This is a genomic window from Paraburkholderia sp. SIMBA_053, from assembly GCF_046534895.1.
Lineage (GTDB): Bacteria > Pseudomonadota > Gammaproteobacteria > Burkholderiales > Burkholderiaceae > Paraburkholderia > Paraburkholderia caledonica.
On sequence record NZ_JAWRXU010000004.1, the window covers coordinates 536999 to 554564 of the forward strand.

At 60.8% G+C, this 17566-nt stretch carries 16 protein-coding genes; 3 read left to right on the forward strand and 13 right to left on the reverse strand.

From position 1 onward, the window contains the following. Positions 1-188 precede the first annotated feature (188 nt). Together SB753_RS17440 and SB753_RS17445 are read right to left on the reverse strand one after the other, a co-directional pair. Entirely contained in the window at positions 189-698 is a 510-nt protein-coding gene (locus tag SB753_RS17440; RefSeq protein ID WP_410800982.1) for a phasin family protein, read from the reverse strand. Between the two features lie 138 nt (positions 699-836). After that, positions 837-1034: a hypothetical protein gene (locus tag SB753_RS17445; RefSeq protein ID WP_088175383.1), complete on the reverse strand. Its 198-nt coding sequence runs from the start codon at positions 1032-1034 to the stop codon at positions 837-839. Between the two features lie 180 nt (positions 1035-1214). On the opposite strand from SB753_RS17445, the gene SB753_RS17450 reads away from it, so the two are divergent. Then, entirely contained in the window at positions 1215-1601 is a 387-nt protein-coding gene (locus SB753_RS17450) for an ester cyclase (protein WP_020068497.1), read from the forward strand. A 23-nt stretch (positions 1602-1624) separates the two neighbouring features. Here the strand turns inward: SB753_RS17450 and SB753_RS17455 are convergent, their stop codons facing one another. The 4 genes from SB753_RS17455 to SB753_RS17470 are packed head-to-tail and all read right to left on the reverse strand — an operon-like array spanning position 1625 to position 6195. Further along, entirely contained in the window at positions 1625-3130 is a 1506-nt protein-coding gene (locus SB753_RS17455) for an efflux transporter outer membrane subunit (protein WP_410800984.1), read from the reverse strand. A 10-nt stretch (positions 3131-3140) separates the two neighbouring features. Further along, on the reverse strand, positions 3141-4283 hold the full coding sequence (locus SB753_RS17460) for an ABC transporter permease (protein WP_410800986.1): 1143 nt from the start codon (positions 4281-4283) through the stop codon (positions 3141-3143). After that, on the reverse strand, positions 4280-5230 hold the full coding sequence (locus SB753_RS17465) for an ABC transporter ATP-binding protein (protein WP_410800988.1): 951 nt from the start codon (positions 5228-5230) through the stop codon (positions 4280-4282). The genes SB753_RS17460 and SB753_RS17465 overlap by 4 nt, the downstream gene beginning before the upstream one ends. After that, positions 5227-6195 (reverse strand): HlyD family secretion protein, encoded by a 969-nt coding sequence (locus SB753_RS17470; protein ID WP_410800990.1) that lies wholly within the window; start codon positions 6193-6195, stop codon positions 5227-5229. The genes SB753_RS17465 and SB753_RS17470 overlap by 4 nt, the downstream gene beginning before the upstream one ends. Before the next feature lie 180 nt (positions 6196-6375). Between SB753_RS17470 and SB753_RS17475 the strand changes: the two genes are divergently transcribed. Continuing rightward, positions 6376-7227 carry a TetR/AcrR family transcriptional regulator gene (locus SB753_RS17475; RefSeq protein ID WP_088175387.1) on the forward strand — a complete coding sequence of 284 codons (852 nt, stop codon included), beginning with the start codon at positions 6376-6378 and terminating at the stop codon, positions 7225-7227. 2 nt (positions 7228-7229) lie between these two features. On the opposite strand, the gene SB753_RS17480 is transcribed toward SB753_RS17475, so the two are convergent. Beyond that, on the reverse strand, positions 7230-8018 hold the full coding sequence (locus tag SB753_RS17480; RefSeq protein ID WP_410800992.1) for an aldolase: 789 nt from the start codon (positions 8016-8018) through the stop codon (positions 7230-7232). Between the two features lie 18 nt (positions 8019-8036). After that, positions 8037-8741, reverse strand: coding sequence for a haloacid dehalogenase type II (locus SB753_RS17485; protein WP_410800994.1), 705 nt, complete (start codon positions 8739-8741; stop codon positions 8037-8039). Between the two features lie 121 nt (positions 8742-8862). Between SB753_RS17485 and SB753_RS17490 the strand changes: the two genes are divergently transcribed. After that, positions 8863-9714 carry a LysR substrate-binding domain-containing protein gene (locus SB753_RS17490; RefSeq protein ID WP_408167205.1) on the forward strand — a complete coding sequence of 284 codons (852 nt, stop codon included), beginning with the start codon at positions 8863-8865 and terminating at the stop codon, positions 9712-9714. A 55-nt stretch (positions 9715-9769) separates the two neighbouring features. On the opposite strand, the gene SB753_RS17495 is transcribed toward SB753_RS17490, so the two are convergent. The 5 genes from SB753_RS17495 to SB753_RS17515 all read right to left on the reverse strand — a co-directional run bounded on the left by SB753_RS17495 (position 9770) and on the right by SB753_RS17515 (position 17346). Continuing rightward, entirely contained in the window at positions 9770-11572 is a 1803-nt protein-coding gene (locus SB753_RS17495) for an NAD(P)/FAD-dependent oxidoreductase (protein ID WP_020068507.1), read from the reverse strand. Between the two features lie 84 nt (positions 11573-11656). Further along, on the reverse strand, positions 11657-12829 hold the full coding sequence (locus SB753_RS17500; protein ID WP_087754320.1) for a sigma-54-dependent Fis family transcriptional regulator: 1173 nt from the start codon (positions 12827-12829) through the stop codon (positions 11657-11659). A gap of 257 nt (positions 12830-13086) precedes the next feature. After that, a complete protein-coding gene (locus SB753_RS17505; RefSeq protein ID WP_410800996.1) occupies positions 13087-14850 on the reverse strand; it encodes a methyl-accepting chemotaxis protein in 1764 nt (587 codons plus the stop codon). A gap of 208 nt (positions 14851-15058) precedes the next feature. Continuing rightward, positions 15059-16003 carry a DUF2950 domain-containing protein gene (locus tag SB753_RS17510; RefSeq protein ID WP_410800998.1) on the reverse strand — a complete coding sequence of 315 codons (945 nt, stop codon included), beginning with the start codon at positions 16001-16003 and terminating at the stop codon, positions 15059-15061. A gap of 20 nt (positions 16004-16023) precedes the next feature. Next, positions 16024-17346, reverse strand: a complete 1323-nt coding sequence (locus tag SB753_RS17515; protein WP_410801000.1) for a DUF3300 domain-containing protein — start codon at positions 17344-17346, stop codon at positions 16024-16026. Between the last annotated feature and the right edge of the window lie 220 nt (positions 17347-17566).

Genomic DNA, 17566 nt, shown 5'->3' on the forward strand with positions numbered 1-17566 from the left:
CGCCTCTGCCTGGAATGCATGTGGCCCAATGATAAACACGCGACGGATTTCGATATTAGTAAAGACCCTAAATGTAGGACATTTGTCGCGAAACGTTGAGTGTAATGGCCGTTAACGCCCTTTCACGTCGCCCCGGCCGCGAGGGTGCGGCAGGCGAACACGCCTCAGCCGCGCCACCTTACGTTAAGTCAGTGCAGATCGGTTCGCCCTGTGGACGACACGACATTGCCAGCACTGTCCAGGATTGCGACAGGTCCGCTTTGCGTGGCTGGCGGCTCGTCAATCACGAGCGGGCTTGTTATGGTGGTGGGTTTCGCCGGTGCAATGCCGATCGAAGCGGCGCTGCCAAAAAACGAAAACAGCGTGGACAGGTAGCTGCTTACGCTGTCCTGGAGCACGCCTGCAAGCTCGTTATGCGTATCCACGGCGATGTCTTCGACATGCCCCCAATACGCGCAGGTCTTCTTCATTGCGGCGGGGATTTGCTGGAATTGCAGATCGATTACCTGATCCAGCGATACCGAAGAAAGCGCGGCATCGACAAGCGCCTGCTGCTCGGACAAGGACGTCTTGACGGTCTGCACATTCAATTCGACCACTTTCTCGAGGCCGGCAACTGCTTTCGCCGCCATCTGGTAGGCGACAATTGCATTGTCTTCGTGGCCAACTTCCGGCTGGGTCAATACAACAGCGTTCATAAGGGTGCTCCGTATCAGTGCGGGGGGAGGGAATGCGCAACAACGCGCAGTGTTCAAGCAACGGCTATTCCTCGCCATGCAAACGGATCGAACGCATGTCTGCAATTCGCCAGTGGCGCGGCTGCCAGCGTCAAATTACTATTGACTTGCGCCTGCAGGCGCGTCGCTTGCCGCAGTGGCGGGCGCCGACACGGCAGGCCCGCTTTGCGCGGCACCACTTACTGCGGCTGCGCCGCTCGCCTGATCGGTCGACGAAGTACCGGAGCGGTTGCAGCCGGGCAATGCGATGGCAAGCGAGGCTGCGCACGCGATGATCCACAAAGCCGAATTTTTCATGGTCGTGAAATAACGTCTGTTGAGGCGAGAGGCGACGCAAGGAGCGCACCGCATTGCGACGAGACAGCAATGCGTATGCCGCGCGCAGTACCGTCGTTTCGAGAAACGCGACTACCCAATTCCAGCTTTCGAGCGGTTATGCTGGAACCCACTCACCTGGACGAGAAATGGAAACTTGCCATGACTGAGCCCGACCTATCGAACGTGTACCGAAGCTACATTGCGTGCCTTAACAGTCAGGATTGGACCAGGTTGACGCAATTCGTCCATGACGACGTTTACTACAACGATCAGCGGATCGGCTTGTCGGGATATCGCACGATGCTGGAGAGGAATTTTGCGGAGATTCCAGACCTTCATTTCGACATCGAATTGATGGTTACCGATCCCGCGTATGTAGCGGCACGGCTGCGCTTCAATTGCACACCGAAAGGAAAATTTCTCGGTCTCGACGTCAACGGCAGAACGGTGACTTTCACCGAAAATGTGTTCTACGAGTTCCGCGGCGAAAGAATTGGTCAGGTGTGGTCCGTGATCGATAAGGCGGCTATCGAAGCGCAGTTGTAATGCCACGCAAAGCGAGCAGGCGGCTATGGGTTGCTGCCAAGCGGACTCCCAAGCGGACTCCCAAGCGGATCCCCAGGCGAACCCCCAGCCTGGCTGTCAGGCTGCGTGCCAAGCGCCTGAAACAGCGCAGCGGTGTCGGTGAAGCGGTTTGCTTGAGCCCGCGTTTGATCGAGTGCAGTTTGCAACATCTGACGTTGAACATCGAGTAGAGCAAACTGGCTGATTCCGCCGACCGCATATTGCTGAGCCGCAACGCCAAGGCTCGCCTCGGCCTCCTGTGCGGCCTCGGTGCGCGCCTGAAGTTCTCGAGCGTCGTTTTGCATTGCCGTCAGCGAGTCGGCGACCTGTTGCAATGCTTCCAGCACGGTTTGCCGATAGCTCGCAAATGCCGCGTCGTACACAGCCTGCGCCGCGCGTTTCTTCGCGTGCAGTTCGCCGCCGTGAAAGATCGGCTGAGTCAGATTGAGGCCGATATTCCACACGTTCAGCCCATTCACAATGTCGCTAATGCTCGTGCGTTCCGAGCCGATTCCCGCCGACAACACGAATTGCGGATACAGGTTCGCCGTGGCGACGCCGACATTTGCGCTGGCTTGATGCAGCAAAGCTTCCGACGCCTGGATGTCCGGCCGCGCACGAGCGAGTGTTGACGGCAAAGCCACTGGAATATCGACTGGCAGATGCAGCGCGTCGAAAGTAAGGGTGTCGAAATCCGCTTCAGATGGCGCTCTCCCGAGCAGAATGGCCAACTGATGGTCGGCAGCGGCTAACTGAGTTGCCAGCGGCGGCAAAGACGCGCGAGTTTGTGCAAGCAGCGTGCGCTGGCTGCGGACGTCGAGTTGCGACACGCCGCCGGCAGCTAAACGCGCTTCCATGATCGACAGTTGATGTGCCTGTGCGTCGACAAGCCGCTGCGTGAGCGCTATTTGTTGTTGCAGCGAGGCGCGGCGCACGGCGGTAGACACCACATTTCCCGCAATCGCGAGCCGTGCCGCATCGAACTCATACGATTCGTAGTCGACTTGGGCCATGCTTGCCTCAAGCGCGCGCCGATTGCCGCCGAAGATATCGAACACATACGAAACGCTGACCGATGTGCTAAATAAAGAGAACGGCCCGGGGTTCTCGACATGCGGAATACCGAACGCAGCGGGGTCTACCTTTTGCCTTGCACCCGAAACAGTTGCGTCGATGCCCGGCCATTGCGTAGCGCCCGCGAGTGCGGTGTAATTTTCGCGCGCTTCTATCAGCTTGGCGCGGGCTTGCGCGAGCGTCGGACTTTCACGCAATGCGTCGTCCACGAGATGGTTCAGTGCGTCTGACTGGAATTGACGCCACCACATCGATGTTAGCCTTGGCGTGAGGCTGAATTTCTGCGCGGCGCCCGCCGCTCCGTTGGACTCGACAGTACGCTCGGGCAATGCCTCGCGTGTATAACTTTGCGTGCGCGGTACTGCCGGTGCCTGAAAGTCCGGCCCCACGGTGCAGCCGCTCAAAGCCACTGCGCAGGCAAGAAGAAGTGTTTTCATGAACATTCTCCTAGTCGAGCGTGCGCCGATAAAAGCGCAGCGCAATTGCCATGACGATGGCGGTAAATAGAGCCATGGGCCACACCGAGGGCCAAAGGTCCGTCCATCCGACGCCCTTGAGCAGAATGCCGCGAATGAGCCGGTTGAAATACGTCAACGGCAACAGGTTGCCGATGAATTGAGCCCATTGCGGCATACCCGCGAACGGGAACATAAAACCGGACAGAAGAATATTCGGCAGGAAATAGAACACAGTAAGCTGCATGGCCTGCAACTGATTCTGTGCGAGCGACGACAGGGTGATTCCTACCGTCAGGTTCGCGGCAATGAAGAGCAGCGCGGCGAGGTAAATCGCCACCAGGCTGCCGACAAAAGGCACATGAAACATGAAGCGCGCCGCAAACAGAATGATCGATGCCTGGATAAGCCCGATGGCGACGTACGGCACGATCTTGCCGGTCATGACCTCGATCGGCAGAACCGGCGTAGCCAGCAGGTTTTCCATGGTGCCGCGCTCACGTTCGCGAGTAACGGCGAGGCCAGTCATCATGACGAGTGTCATCGTCAGGATTACGCCCATGAGTCCGGGAACGACGTTGTACTGGGTAATGCCTTCGGGGTTGTACAGATTGTGAACCTGAACGCCAAATGCGCTTTGCCCGCCATTCAGATGTGCGAGCGGTCCTGTGATGTCCTTGTCTGCGACCGGTTGCACAAGGTGCGGCAGCGCGGCAACGGCGGTTTGGGTTGCAGTAGGGTCGGTCGCGTCGGCTTCGAGCAGCAGCGAAGGGTGCTCGCCACGCACCAGCCTTCTGGAGAAGTCGACGGGTATATTCAGCACGAATTGCACGCGGCCCCTCGCAAGCGCGCGGCGCCCGGCTTCTTCGTCTGGCAGCGTCTCGACGATGTCGAAATAAGCCGAGTTGGTCATTGCGGCAATGAAACTGCGCGAAAACTCGCTCTGATCGTGCACGATGACGGCAGTGGGCAAATGCTTCGGGTCAGTGTTGATTGCGAAACCGAAGAGCGCGAGTTGAACGATGGGCACACCCACGATCATCGCGAATGTGACGCGATCGCGCCGCAGTTGCAGAAACTCTTTGAGTACCACACTCCACCAGCGCGTCAACGAAAAAGCAGTACCGTTGCTCACGTTTGCGCTCCAAAGTTGTCTTTCGAATGACTCATCAAATAGATGAATACGTCTTCAAGACCTGTTTCTATGGGCTCCATGCGAAGTGTGGTGCCTGCGGTGGCCTGCCTGATGGCGCGTTCGAGCGCCGCGTGATCCCGCCCGCTCGCGTGCAGTGCGGCGCCGAATACAACGGTCTGATCGACGCCGGGCGTTGCACGTAGCTTCTCCGACAGTTCGCTCAGGTGCTCGCCTTGAATGGACCACGTCGCGAGATCCTGCGACTCGATCACCTCTTTCGACGTGCCTTGCGCGAGCAGCTTGCCGTAGGCGATATAGGCGAGCTTGTGGCAGCGCTCGGCTTCATCCATGTAATGTGTGCTGACGAGTACGGATATGCCGCGCGCCGCGAGGCGGTGCAGTTCTTCCCAGAAGTCGCGGCGTGCAGTGGGGTCGACGCCCGCGGTCGGTTCGTCGAGCAGCAGCAATCGGGGTTCGTGCAGCATGCATGCCGCAAGCGCGAGACGTTGCTTCCAGCCTCCAGAAAGCGACCCTGTCAACTGATTCGCGCGGCTTTGCAGCCCGAGTGCTTCGAGCGATTTATCGACCGTTTCGCGCCGGTTGCGCATCTGGTAAATGCGCGCAACGAAGTCGAGGTTCTCCCGAATGGTCAGATCTTCCCAGTACGAGAACCGTTGAGTCATATAACCGACATTGCGCTTGATCTGCGCACTGTCGCGACGGATGTCGTAGCCGAGGCATGTGCCGGTGCCCGAGTCGGGCGTGAGCAGTCCGCACATCAAGCGGATGCACGTGGTCTTGCCGCTGCCGTTCGGTCCAAGGAAACCGAAAATCTGGCCACGCGCCACTCGCAATGAAACGTTGTTTACGACGTGCTTGTCGCCGAAATGCTTGTTGAGTTCATGCACGTCGATGACGTACTCGCGGGAGTCGGAGTCACTGCTCATTTGAGCACCACCGTCACCGGCTGGCCGGGATGAAGTTTTGTTGCATCCGCAACGGAAGGGTGCGCCTCGATCATATAAACAAGCTTTGCACGGCTTTCGTTGCTATAGATGACTGGCGGCGTGTACTCCGCATTGTTCGAGACGTAGGTGATTTTTGCCGGCACATCCGCCGCGCAACCGTCGCAATGCATGATTACCTCGCGACCCGGCGTGAGTGCGCCAACCAGCGTCTCGGGCACGAAAAAGCGTACCTTGATGTTCTGCGGCGGCAGCATCTGCACAACTGGGCTGCCCGCCGGCACCCATTCGCCGTTGCGATAGAGCGTGTCGTAGATCAGTCCGTCAGCGGGCGCATTGACGCGCTTCTGATCGAGTTTCCACTGCGCCTGCGCGACCACGGCTTCGGCCGCTGCTACCTGCGCCTGCTGGGCGCTGATCTGTTGCGAGCGGCCGGGCAAACGCGCCACTTGCACCTGATTCGTAAGTTCACGCACTTGCGCTGACGTGGCGTCCGCATTCGCACGCGAATCGTCGAGTTGAGCTTTCGAAATGCCGCCTGCGCTGTATTGCGCTTCGTCGCGTGTGAGTTGCAGCGCCGCCTTGCGCGCGTTCGCGGCAGCTTGGGCCAGCTGTGCACGATTGACGTTGACTTCCGGCACGCGCTTGCCGGTTTGAATATCGGCGAGCTGAGAGCGCGCAGCCGCGAGTTGTTCCTGCGCCTGCTGCAGGGCGGCTGTTTCGTCGACGACGTCCAGAGCGAAAAGCGGCGCTTCTGCCTTGACGGTTTGTCCGCGCGTGACGTGCATTTGCGTGAGCTTGCCCGCCTGCGACGAACCCAGGTAGACATACTCGCCCTCTACATAGCCCTGATAGGCATTCTCGTCGTGACGCGAGCACCCCACGAGCAGGACGCTGATGATGAGCGTCCATGCGGGCCGCCGGATTGATGTGATGAAGTTCTTCATTGATCTCGTTCCACTCTCCGTGCTGCGGTCGCGGCGCGTGTTCAGCGGGCATTCCATTTTCATCGCCGGGAAGGGCCGCTCCTGATGCTTCTCCGAATGCCCGGTCCGCCAGGATGAAGTAAAATAAATGCTATGTGAATTTGAATTCAAATTCAAACTGTTTTTCAGCGGAACTGACTCATGCCAACAAAACCAGTGACGACCGCAGGGCGCGTCGACCGTAAAGAGAAGGCTGGAAAAGCGCAGGGAACAACGCAGACGAGAGCGACGCAACAGACGAAACAGACGAAGCAGACGAAGCAGACGAAGCGGGCAGTGCAGCCCGACGCTAAGTCTCGCGCAAAGCAATCGACCGAGCGTGAGACGCCGCCACGGCCGAAAGCAGCGAAGCGCGCGAGCCGGCCTGACGGAGCGGCGACACGCCAGCATCTGCTCGACGTTGCGGGGCAGGTTTTCGCAGCGCGCGGTTTCGCCGATGCCACCAGCAAGGAAATATGCGAGCGTGCGGGCACGCCGATGGCGTCCGTCAACTATCACTTCGGTAGTCGCGAGGCGCTATACGAGGCGGCACTCGTGGAGGCGCATCGTCAGGTGGTGAGCCTCGATGAATTGACCGCACTGACAGAAGGGGCAGGCGACGCTCGCGACAAGTTGCGCGCGGTGATCTCGCGATTCGTCGGCCTGTCCACCAGCACGAGCGCGCCGTGGGGATTCATGCTGATGCTGCGCGAGATGCTGTCGCCGTCGCCCGCTATTCCGGCACTCATCGAAAAGGCGGTGCGGCCGAAAGCTGCGGTTCTGCTCGGTTTGATGGGGGACGTATTGCAGTTGAATCCGCAGGAGCCGACTGTGCAGCGAGCAGTGATGTTCACCGTGCTGCCTTGCATTGCGCTGATGATTGCGCCGAGGCAGGCACAGGCAGCGTTGCTGCCCGCCGTTGCCAAAGATAAGAATGCGCTCGTGGAAGACTTCGTGCGCTTCGTCATGGCGGGGCTCGACGCAGTCGCCGCAGCGCACCGGGCGCGCAAGTAATTCTATTGGTCGAATGCGATTGCGCGCCTGCGCAGTTCTCGCATTGCGCTGTCCAGATGAGCGCGTGCGCTCTCCTTGTCGCCGGCGCGCATCTGTTCATAAGTGCGCTGCGCTACGTCGTGCGGCACGGCTTTCAGTGGGCGATTGGTGCTCATCGCTTTTAGCTGAACTTCCGCGGCGCGCTCCAGGTAGTAGAGGTCGTCCCACGCTTCTGCAATGCTCGCGCCCGCAACCATTACGCCGTGATTTTTAAGGAACAGAATATCCGCATCGCCGATCGTCTGGGCAATGCGGTCGCCTTCCGAATCGTCGAGCGCGAGTCCGTTGTAGTTCTCGTCGACTGCGGTGCGGCCATAGAACTTCAGTGCTGTCTGCCCGAGCCACAATAGCGGCGGACCTTCGAGCAGACACAACGCCGTGGCATTCGGCATATGCGTGTGAAACGCGGCCTTCACGCGCGGCTTCAATCGATGCAAACGCGCGTGAATATAAAACGCGGTTGCTTCCGGCTGGCCCTGGCCGGCTACGACATGCCCGTCGAAATCGCAAACCAGCAGCCGTGAAGCCGTGATTTCGGAGAACGCATAACCATACGGATTGACGAAGAACAGGTTGTCGTGCCCGGGCACCACAGCCGAGAAGTGATTGCAGATTCCCTCTTCAAAACCGTATTGCGACGCCAGTTGAAAGCATGCCGCGAGTTGAATTCGTGCTTCGTTGATGGCGTCGGATTCGAGCCGCAACGTCGGCTGCGGATTCGTCGCGCCAATGGATGAAAGCGTATGCGCCATGGTCGTAGTTCCTGAAAGTCACCAGCCGAGCGAAGCTAAAAGCGGCGGTACCTGATCGAGTGTGGAGAGCGTTGCATCGGGTGTGTAGTCGGGCAGCAGCGTGCGGCCTGTTGCGCGATCTATCCACACGCAGCGAAAGCCTATGTCGCGAGCGGCCGCGTGATCGAGATGCGGACTCGCGCAGATATGCACGACCTCGTCGCGCGTCACGCCGAGTTGCTCATGCGCGTAATCGAACAGCCGTCGCGCGGGTTTGTAGGCACCCGCCTGCTGAGCGGTGATGACGCGGTCGATATGGCCGCCCAGTTGCGCGACGTTGCCCGCTATGACGTCGTCGTCGGTATTCGACACGATGCACAGACGGTAGCCATCTTCCTTCAGTCTCTGCAACGTATCAACCACTTCTGGAAACGGCGGCATGGCGGAGATGCGGTCGGTCAATGTGCGGACATCGCGGCCGTCAGCGGGCAGCCCGAGTTCCGTGAGTGCGAGATGAAGTCCACCGCCTGCCACCTCGCGAAACGAGCGATGCGGCGCAGTCTGTTCGAGCGCATGCTCGTGCCGGTCGTACACTGCGATGAGCCGTGCCGGATCGACGTCATGACCGTGCTTGGTTTCGAGAATTTCGCGGACGGCCGCCTGCAAGCCTTCGTCCCACTGGATCAGCGTGCCGTAGCAGTCGAACGTAAGCCAGCGGGGACGGGCGGTGTTGTGCAGTGACATGAATGGACTCCGACGTAAGTGGATCTGTGAATGACGTCAGATTAAGCACATTGACAGATATTTGAAAATTAAATTAATCTCTCGACGTCAGTTGCATCTTAAATAACGAAGCGAGTCCGTCATGCTTGATCTCGACCTGCTGAACACGCTTATTTGCGTCGTCGACGAAGGCAGTTTCACGCGTGCGGGCGAGCGCGTGCATCGCACGCAGTCCACGGTGAGCCAGCAAGTTCGGCGGCTCGAAGAACTCGTCGGGCGCACGTTGCTGATGCGCGACCGAACCGGCAATCAGGTGACGGCAACCGAGCACGGCGAACTGCTCGCGCAATACGCGCGGCGGCTGCTCGCGCTGGCGCAGGAAGCACAAGATGCGTTGACGAGCGACGTCGCGGTCACGCCGCTTCGCATCGGCGTACCGGAAGATTTCGACGCGCGCCGCATGTCGGCGATGTTGTCCGGCTTCGTCAAGACGAAACCAGGGGTGCGGCTCGAAACGGTGGCCGGCATGAGCGCCGAGCTGCAACGCAGGCTCTCGGGCGGTGAGATCGAGATCGCGCTGGTCAAACGCGAGCCGGCGAGCGGGGAGTGCCTGGCTTCATGGCCGGAGTCGCTCGTGTGGGTGCGAGGCGCGCATGCTCAAGCGCCGGAGGAGTCGTCAGACGAACCCGTGCCTCTCGCGCTATTCCCGCAAGGCTGTGTCTACCGGCAGCGCGCGATCAGGGGGCTCGACAAGGCGCATCGCCGCTGGCGAATCGCATTCGGAAGCCATAGCCTCACGGGTATCCAGGCGGCGGTTTCTTCAGGGCTCGGCATCTCCGTTCTGCCGACCACAGCGGTACTGCCCGAGCACCGCGTGTGCAACGGCTTTCCGCCTTTGCCGCCGACCGAGCTCGCACTTGTCAGCTCCGGCGGCGTGCTCAACGTGCATCAGCGCGCGCTGGTCGACTTCCTGCTGGCGGAGATGGAGGCGTAGAAGGGCCGGCGGAATGACAAGCAAGAACTGAAAAACCGGCCCGACTGCTCGACGCCTACGACAGGTGATGCACTTCCTGCAATCCGAACACAGGCGTTGGAATGCCTTCCATGCGAGCCTTCAGTTGCAGAGAGAGATACTGCGAGTAATGCCGCGACTGATGCAGGTTTCCGCCATGAAACCACAGCGCCTGCTGCTGCGTGGGCTTCCACATGTTGCGCTGCTCGCCTTCCCACGGACCCGGATCTTTGGTCGTATTCGAGCCGAGTCCCCACACCTTGCCGACCTTGTCGGCCACTTCGCGTGAGATCAGATCGGCGGCCCAGCCGTTCATGGAACCGTAGCCTGTTGCATACACGATGAGGTCCGCTTCGAGTTCGCTGCCGTCGCTGAGCAGCACCGAATGCTCTTTCAGTTCCACCACGTCCACGCCGCTTTTCAGCTTGATCTTGCCGTCGGCGACGAGTTCGGACGCACCGACATCGATGTAATACCCGGAGCCGCGACGCAGGTACTTCATGAACAGACCCGAATCGTCGTCGCCGAAATCGAGCATGAAGCCGCTTTCTTCGAGCCGCGCGTAAAACGCCGCATCGCGTTCGCGAATTGCGTTGAAGACCGGGATCTGGAACTCGTGAAGAATCGCATACGGAATGGAAGCAAAGGTCAGGTCAGCCTTCGCGGTTGTCATGCCCGCCGCCACCGCGCGCTCCGAGTAAAGATCGCCGAGCGCGAACTCCATCAGCGAATCCGATTTGACGATGTGCGTGGACGAGCGCTGCACCATGGTCACGTCGACGCCGGCTTCCCACAGGGCCGCGCAGATGTCGTGAGCCGAATTGTTCGCGCCGATCACGACGACTTTCTTACCGTGATACGCGTCCGGACCAGGATGCCGCGACGAATGATGCTGCTCGCCCTTGAACACGTCCATGCCCTTGAAGCTCGGGATATTCGGCTTGCCCGACATACCGGTGGCGAGCACGAGTTGCTTCGGCCGAAGCGTGAGATTGCGGCCTTCCCGTTCGACTTCGACGATCCATTCGCCCTTGGCCTCGTCGTAGCGTGCGGATTTGCACACGGTCGAGCCCCAGTAGTTCAACTCCATGACCTTCGTGTACATCTCGAGCCAGTCGCCGATCTTGTCCTTCGGTGTGAAAACCGGCCAGTTGTCCGGAAAGGGCAGATAGGGCATATGGTCGTACCAGACCGGATCGTGCAGGCAGAGCGTCTTGTAGCGCTTGCGCCATGCGTCGCCCGGCCTCTCGTTTTTGTCGATGATGATGGTCGGCACCCCAAGCTGCCGCAGCCGCGCACCCAGTCCGATACCGCCTTGCCCGCCGCCGACGATCAGGCAATACGGCTCTTCCGAGGTGCCGAGTGCGTCGAGTTCCGCCTCGCGCCGCTCCTTCCAGCTCGTGCGGTCGCGGCGCGCACCGTGCTCGGCGCCCATAGGCCGCTTCGGGCCTTTCGGCTCCTCATGGCCTTTCAGTTCCGCCATGGTCGTGAGCAGCGTCCAGATGAGGCCGTCCTTCAGGCGAATGAAACCGCTGCCTCGCGCGACTCCGGTTTCAAAAGTGATCCAGCCTTGCGCAATGCCGTCGGCCTGCGTCGCCGTTTCGTTCTCCGCAAGCCGGAGTTTCGACGGCTTGATCGCGTCCACCTGCGCATCGAGCATCGCGGCGATCTGCTCGCGGCCTTCGAGCGTCTTGATGTTCCATGTGAACGCGACCAGATCGCGCCAGTAACACTCCGGCTGAAACAGGTCGACGGCGGCCTGCGTATCGCCGCGTTTCAGCGCGGCTTCGAGGCTTTCGAGCACCTGGGATATCGCTTGATTTGCAGTGTTTTCAGACATGGTTGCTCCTCCATTTGAAACGGATAGTTGGACTTCATTGGTAGCGCGGGTTCTACGCCCGCTAGGGAAATCGGGGCAGCGCCGCTAGCACTTGTGCGGCGGCAGGATGCGCAGCTTCGCAATCCGCCTGTACAAGGTTGCGCGGGACATGCCGAGCGCTTGCGCGGCCAGTTCGGTGCGCCACTTCGCGTCGTTCATTGCATCGACGATGCGGCGGCGTTCGAGCGCGTCGCTATCGGACAAAACCGGCGCAGCGTGCGGCGCGGCACTCTCAGCGTTACTGCTATTGCTGTTCTCTCGCGGCGCGGTCGTCCTGCTTCGCGCAAGCCGCGCGGCGGAGGGCTGACGGACGCGTGCATAGAGCGGCGAGCCGGTGTCGCCCAGTCTCAGTGAGACGAGGCCACGGCCCGCTTTGGCGTTGAAGAGACGCTCGGCGGGAACGTCAAAAATTTCCGACACGTGACGCGGCAACTGGTTGAGCGCCGGCACACATTCGCGTGCGCGGCGGTTTGCGGCGATGACGTGGCCGCGGGCGTCGATCGCAATGAGGATCTCGGGCTGCGCTTCGACGTAATGCCGGTTGCGATGCGCAAGCAGCACCCAGCAATCCGCGGCCGCGTTGAGGAAACAGGCGTCTTCGATCAGAAGCGCGCTTTGCCGCACGATGTGATTGACGAGCCGCTGGCTTTCGCGGTCGTCGGGGGAGCGCACGGCCGACGCATCGAGTACGCCGAGCAATTCGCCGTGCAAACCGAAAATCGGCGATGCGCTGCATGTGAGGGTGGTGAAAGCCGCACGAAAATGATCGGTTCTATGCACGGTAATGGGCTCGGCATCGAGCAGCACCGTCGCGACACCGCAGGTTCCTTCCTCGCTTTCGGACCAGCATGAGCCGAGATAGAGCCCAGCGCGTTTGAAGTCGTGCCGGCGGTCTTTATCGACGCGGTAGTCGATCGTGACGCCCTGTGCGTCGGTCAGCATCACGCAGTAGTCGGCCTCGCGCACCATCTCGTGCAGCCGCGACAGGCACTGGCCCGACGCGCGCAGAAACGATTCCTCGCGATGCTGCACGTCGCGTAATTCCGGCACGGTCAGAATGCGCGGACCGGCGGTCGCGCCCGGATCGAGGTGATATTGCTCGAGCGAGCGTTTATACGACGATGCAAGCCGCTTCCCGTCGACGCCCGCACGCGTCGTCCGTCCTTCTATGACGTTGCATATGCGGTCGATATGTCTCGTTGACGGAACGTAGGGCATGACGAGCCTCCGGGCGAACTCAGCGCGAACTGGGTGCTGGAGACATTCTGCGCCGCTATCCTGCGCGTGTCTCCGAAGCCTGAAACGTACGGTACGTTTGTAGCATGCGCGAATCGGCAGAGCACACTGCAGTGCACCATCGTCGCCGGTGAGATTTTTTTCTCAGCGTGGAAACTCGCACGGGACGCGGCGTGAACGCTTGCCCGGAGCAATAAAAAAACCGGCCCGCAGGCCGGTTTTTTTATCAGGTGTAAAACTTAGAATGTTTCCCAGGTGTCCGCGCCTGCACTTTGCAATTCGCGTTCTTTGGGCTGCGTTGGCGCGATGGGCGACGCCACGGCGGCCTTTGTGAAAGTCGTGACCGGTTTTGAATGCGACGGCACGGGTTTCTTCGACGTCGCAATGGCGCGCGCCGGCCTCGTTCGAACGCTGTGCGCCGTGCTTTGCACCGCCTGTTGTGCCGCGTCGACACGGAAGATCGACACCGCCGCACGAAGGCTTTCCGCCTGATCCGACATGGCCTGTGCAGCGGCGGTGGCTTGCTCGACGAGCGCCGCGTTTTGCTGCGTGACCTCGTCCATTTGCGTGACGGCCACGTTGACCTGCTCGATACCCTTCGTCTGCTCGGACGATGCCGACGCTATCTCGCCCATGATGTCGGTCACCTGTTTGACCGAGCGCACCACTTCGCCCATCGTTTGACCGGCATTTTCAACGAGCTGTGAGCCGTTTGTCACATGAGACACCGACGCTTCTATCAGGTCCTTGATTTCCTTTGCCGCCGTCGCGCTACGCTGGGCGAGCGTGCGGACTTCGCCGGCAACCACCGCGAAGCCCCGGCCGTCTTCGCCTGCGCGAGCGGCTTCGACCGCCGCGTTGAGGGCGAGAATATTCGTCTGGAACGCAATTCCTTCGATCACCGAAATGATTTCGGTCACCTTCGTCGAACTCGAAGAAATGTCTTGCATGGTGGCCACGACCTGCTGAACCACTTCGCCACCCGACGCCGCCGTCGCCGACGCCGCCGACGCGAGCGTGCTGCCCTGGCGCGCGTTATCGGTGTTGTTGCGCACGGTCGAGGTCAGCTCTTCCATGCTGGCCGCGGTTTCCTGAAGCGATGCGGCCTGTTCCTCGGTGCGTTGTGAGAGATCCTGATTGCCTTGCGCGATCTCGCCGGCAGCCACGGAAATCGATTCCGCCGACGTTTTGATGCCGGACACAATCGATGTGAGCTTCTCGCGCATTGCCTCCAGAGAAGCCATCAAACTCGTCCGATCGCCGGGCGCCACTCGCACGCTGACGGTGAGGTTGCCTTCGGCGATCTGTGCCGCCATTTCCTGCGCGGCGCTCGGCTCACCACCCAACTGGCGCAGAATGCTGCGCGAGATCAGCGCGGCGGTGACAATGCCCAGCAGGACGGCGATAGCCGCAATGACCGCGACCATCGTGCGGACCTTTGCATAAGTGGCGACAGCGTTCTCTCGAGCTTCCTTATTCTGTTGGTCCTCTAGAGCCGCCAGTTCGACTGCGCGTGCGAGCCATACTCGCTGCGGCGGGCGTGCGTTCTGCAACAGTTCCTGCATCGCGCCGGCGGTGTCGTGCGCCAGTGCGAGGTCCATCGCCTTGCGCTGCGGCGCCATCGCTGCGGCTTCGTCCTGCTTGATTTGATCGAGCAGCGAACGCTCCTTTGGCGCGGTGCCGGGCTCGGCGAACATACGTGAGAGTTGCTGGAATGCGTCCGCATAAAGCTGGTCCTGCTTTTTCATGCGTTCCGCCTCTTGCGCAACATCGCGCGGATCGCTGATCAACGCGAGGTTGCGAAGCGCGATGGCGCGATCCTGTATCGACGAGCGCAACTCGTTCGCAAGACGCGTTTCCTCGTTATTCACGCGAGCGATGCCGTCCAGACTCGTGTCCAGTTCCGAGAGACCATAAAAGGCAATGGCGGCGAGCACCAGCATGAATGCCGTCAACAGCCCGAAGCCGGCTTGCAGTCGTGTCGATACCTTGATGTTTTTCATTTCCGTCCGCATTCAGAAAGGCGTATGTCTGGTTTACGACTGCCTGACGGAATACTGAAGGTTGTTTGTAATCGACGACGTCAAGCCGCGCCGCGCCGCGACGGGCCGGTGCGTGGATATGGCGGCAAGATGGGGACCGGCAAAATTTGCCGGATGTATTGCGCTGATGGTTACAGCCGTCATCGGCGTTTCATGATTCGCGGCCCGTTCAAGGCTGAACCGGTTGCCATGTCGGATCGGGATCGAACGCTTTTAGCGCTGCCGCTTCTCGCGCCGAGTTCGGTCCCAGGTTCTTCTGATAAACCTGGCCGTCCTGATTAACGATGAAGCTCATCACGCCGGTCTTGCCATACTCGCTCGGCCACGCAACAAGGCCGCAGCCGTTTGTCATCGCGCCGTTCTGGACGTAGTCGAGTGCGCCGTTTTTCGCGTGCGGTCCCTGCGCGGTCAGAATACGGAAGTGATAACCGTGGTAGCCGTCCTTGCTCAACGAGCCGGTTTTCGGCATGGCGGCAGCGAGCGGGCCAAGCGGGCTCTCGGGTTCACCCTCGGCGGTGGGCCAGTAGAGACCGTCATGCTTGCCTGGCGTGCTGAGCAGCCGCTGCGCATAGTGGCCGGTCGACGCGCGGTAGTCACGCTGAGCGTCGAGATAGGCAAGCGAGGTCATGATCGCTGCGCGTTCGTTGCGGCCGATCTTGCGCGTCAGAATTTCGTCGCTGCCTGCCGGTGGATCGAAGCGCCAGCCGTTGGCCGCCTGCACGAGCGGAATCGGCAATGTCCAACCGCTCGTGCCCACCGACAGGTGTTTGCTCGGGCGGCCGTGAAGCGGCGCTGCGTCGTCCACAATCCGATGGCCCGCAGCCCAGGCGCCAAGGAATTCGTAGATGTCTTCTTCGCCGACGTCCTTCGTCGGAATGAAGCGGTTGTAGTTCGTGCCGAGTACGTGCTGCATCGCCGCGTGATCGTTGGTGGCGATCGCGTCGACGAGTGCATCGGCGGCGGCTTCCGGGGTCGGGTAAACGGCTTGGGCCTGCGCCGGTGCGGGGCAAAACAATAGCGTCGAAAGTGCGATTGCAGCGCTGGCAAGACGATGCGATGAGCGCCGTACGGCGGCGTTCGCTAGGAAAACGCGGATCGAGTGAATGCGGTTCATGAGCGGCTCCTGGGTATCGTTCAACGTTGGCGGCCGAGGTGACGCTGTCCGCCGCCGCCCGCACCAAAGCCGCCGTGCGGCTGTCCGCCTCCACCCGCACCGAAGCCGCCAGTGGGCGGGTGCCCGCCGCCCGCTCCGAAACCGCCGCCGCGAGACTGCCCTCCGCCGCCAGCACCCGGGCTGCCGCCGCGCGCTTGCCCGCCCCCGCCAAAGCCGTTGCGTGCGCCGGCTTGTGCTTGCCGGCTTTCTTGCCCGCGGTGCATGTCCTGCTGCGCCGCCGCGCCGTTGCCGGCGCCGCGCAGCGCATTGTCGCGATTTACATTCTGTGCGCTCGACCGGACATTGCTCGCGTTGGCGCCGCCGTGCTGGATGCCCTGCAAACGCTCGCTCGCGCTGCCGCCCAGATTCTGGCCCGTGCGGTTCTGCAAGGTCTGTTGCGCCTGCGCGCGAGATGCCGACATATCGCGCCCCCGGTAAGCGTCGCGCTGAGCGCTACCCATATTCGCGGAGGCGTTCCGGTTGAACGTGGTGTCGCGGTTCCATCGGGTCGTGTTGCTGTTCACATCGAGGCGCCGGTTGACGTTCACGTTGTTGTACCGGTTGACGTTGATATTGACGCTGTGATTGTTCCAGTTGACGTCGCTCCACAGCGCGCTCGTGATCGCGATGCCCGCGCCGAACGCAAGGCCCGCGGCGAGTCCGCTCGCGACCGCATAGCCCGGAGGCGGTGGTACATACACGGGCGGATACGCTGGATAGGGCCACGCACCGTAGACCACAGTCGGGTTATACGTCGGCACGTACACGACTTGCGGATTGGCCGGCACGATCTGGATCGTGCTCTGCTCGACGATAACCTTCTGTTGCTCGGAGGTCTTCAGATTGCCCGCCTGTTGCGCCTGCTTGCGCAGCCGTTGCACGGAGTCCATCACGTCGTTCGGCTGCGCAAGAAACGCATTGCCCAGTTGCGCGACCCAGTCGGGCTTCGAGGCCATCGTGGCAAGCACCTGGGGGAAGGCCACCAGTGATTGCACGCTCGGGTCCCACGGCTCTGCTGCGACCGCTTTGACCGCGTCGTCGCCCTTGATGTTGGAGTTTGCTTTCGACCAGGCCGCTGCGGCCCCGATGTCCTGCGGAAAGGTGGATGCCATCAGCACCTGGGCGAGCAGTGCGTCGGGGTAGAGCGCGATTGGCGCGGTGAGCGAATCGAGTTGCTGCTTCGACACATTCGCTGCGGTTTGCGCATGAGCCGCGGGAACCGCGACCTGAAGCATGACCGGCAAACCTGCCAGCATGGCGAGGGCGATCAGCGTCGCTCTCTGGTTTGCGCGTGAGCGTTTCACGATGAACTCTCCCTATTCGAAGCTGCGTCAACTCATTACGGCGTACAACGTATATCGGACTCCGAAAGACATGGCGTCTGAAGGAAACATTTCATGCACGCGTTTTGAAGTCCGGTAGTGCGCCAATGGACAGATTATTAACCGGCTTTTATATGGAATTTCAATGCGCGGGAAAATATATTCAGGTTGAAGTTGGCGAAACGATCACCTAAGAGAACGA

Bases quoted from the DNA above. Each gene is read 5' to 3' on its own strand.
- SB753_RS17440 (WP_410800982.1), bottom strand. From the start codon at position 698: ATGAACGCTGTTGTATTGACCCAGCCGGAAGTTGGCCACGAAGACAAT.
- SB753_RS17445 (WP_088175383.1), bottom strand. From the start codon at position 1,034: ATGAAAAATTCGGCTTTGTGGATCATCGCGTGCGCAGCCTCGCTTGCC.
- SB753_RS17450 (WP_020068497.1), top strand. From the start codon at position 1,215: ATGACTGAGCCCGACCTATCGAACGTGTACCGAAGCTACATTGCGTGC.
- SB753_RS17455 (WP_410800984.1), bottom strand. From the start codon at position 3,130: ATGAAAACACTTCTTCTTGCCTGCGCAGTGGCTTTGAGCGGCTGCACC.
- SB753_RS17465 (WP_410800988.1), bottom strand. From the start codon at position 5,230: ATGAGCAGTGACTCCGACTCCCGCGAGTACGTCATCGACGTGCATGAA.
- SB753_RS17470 (WP_410800990.1), bottom strand. From the start codon at position 6,195: ATGAAGAACTTCATCACATCAATCCGGCGGCCCGCATGGACGCTCATC.
- SB753_RS17475 (WP_088175387.1), top strand. From the start codon at position 6,376: ATGCCAACAAAACCAGTGACGACCGCAGGGCGCGTCGACCGTAAAGAG.
- SB753_RS17480 (WP_410800992.1), bottom strand. From the start codon at position 8,018: ATGGCGCATACGCTTTCATCCATTGGCGCGACGAATCCGCAGCCGACG.
- SB753_RS17485 (WP_410800994.1), bottom strand. From the start codon at position 8,741: ATGTCACTGCACAACACCGCCCGTCCCCGCTGGCTTACGTTCGACTGC.
- SB753_RS17490 (WP_408167205.1), top strand. From the start codon at position 8,863: ATGCTTGATCTCGACCTGCTGAACACGCTTATTTGCGTCGTCGACGAA.
- SB753_RS17495 (WP_020068507.1), bottom strand. From the start codon at position 11,572: ATGTCTGAAAACACTGCAAATCAAGCGATATCCCAGGTGCTCGAAAGC.
- SB753_RS17500 (WP_087754320.1), bottom strand. From the start codon at position 12,829: ATGCCCTACGTTCCGTCAACGAGACATATCGACCGCATATGCAACGTC.
- SB753_RS17505 (WP_410800996.1), bottom strand. From the start codon at position 14,850: ATGAAAAACATCAAGGTATCGACACGACTGCAAGCCGGCTTCGGGCTG.
- SB753_RS17510 (WP_410800998.1), bottom strand. From the start codon at position 16,003: ATGAACCGCATTCACTCGATCCGCGTTTTCCTAGCGAACGCCGCCGTA.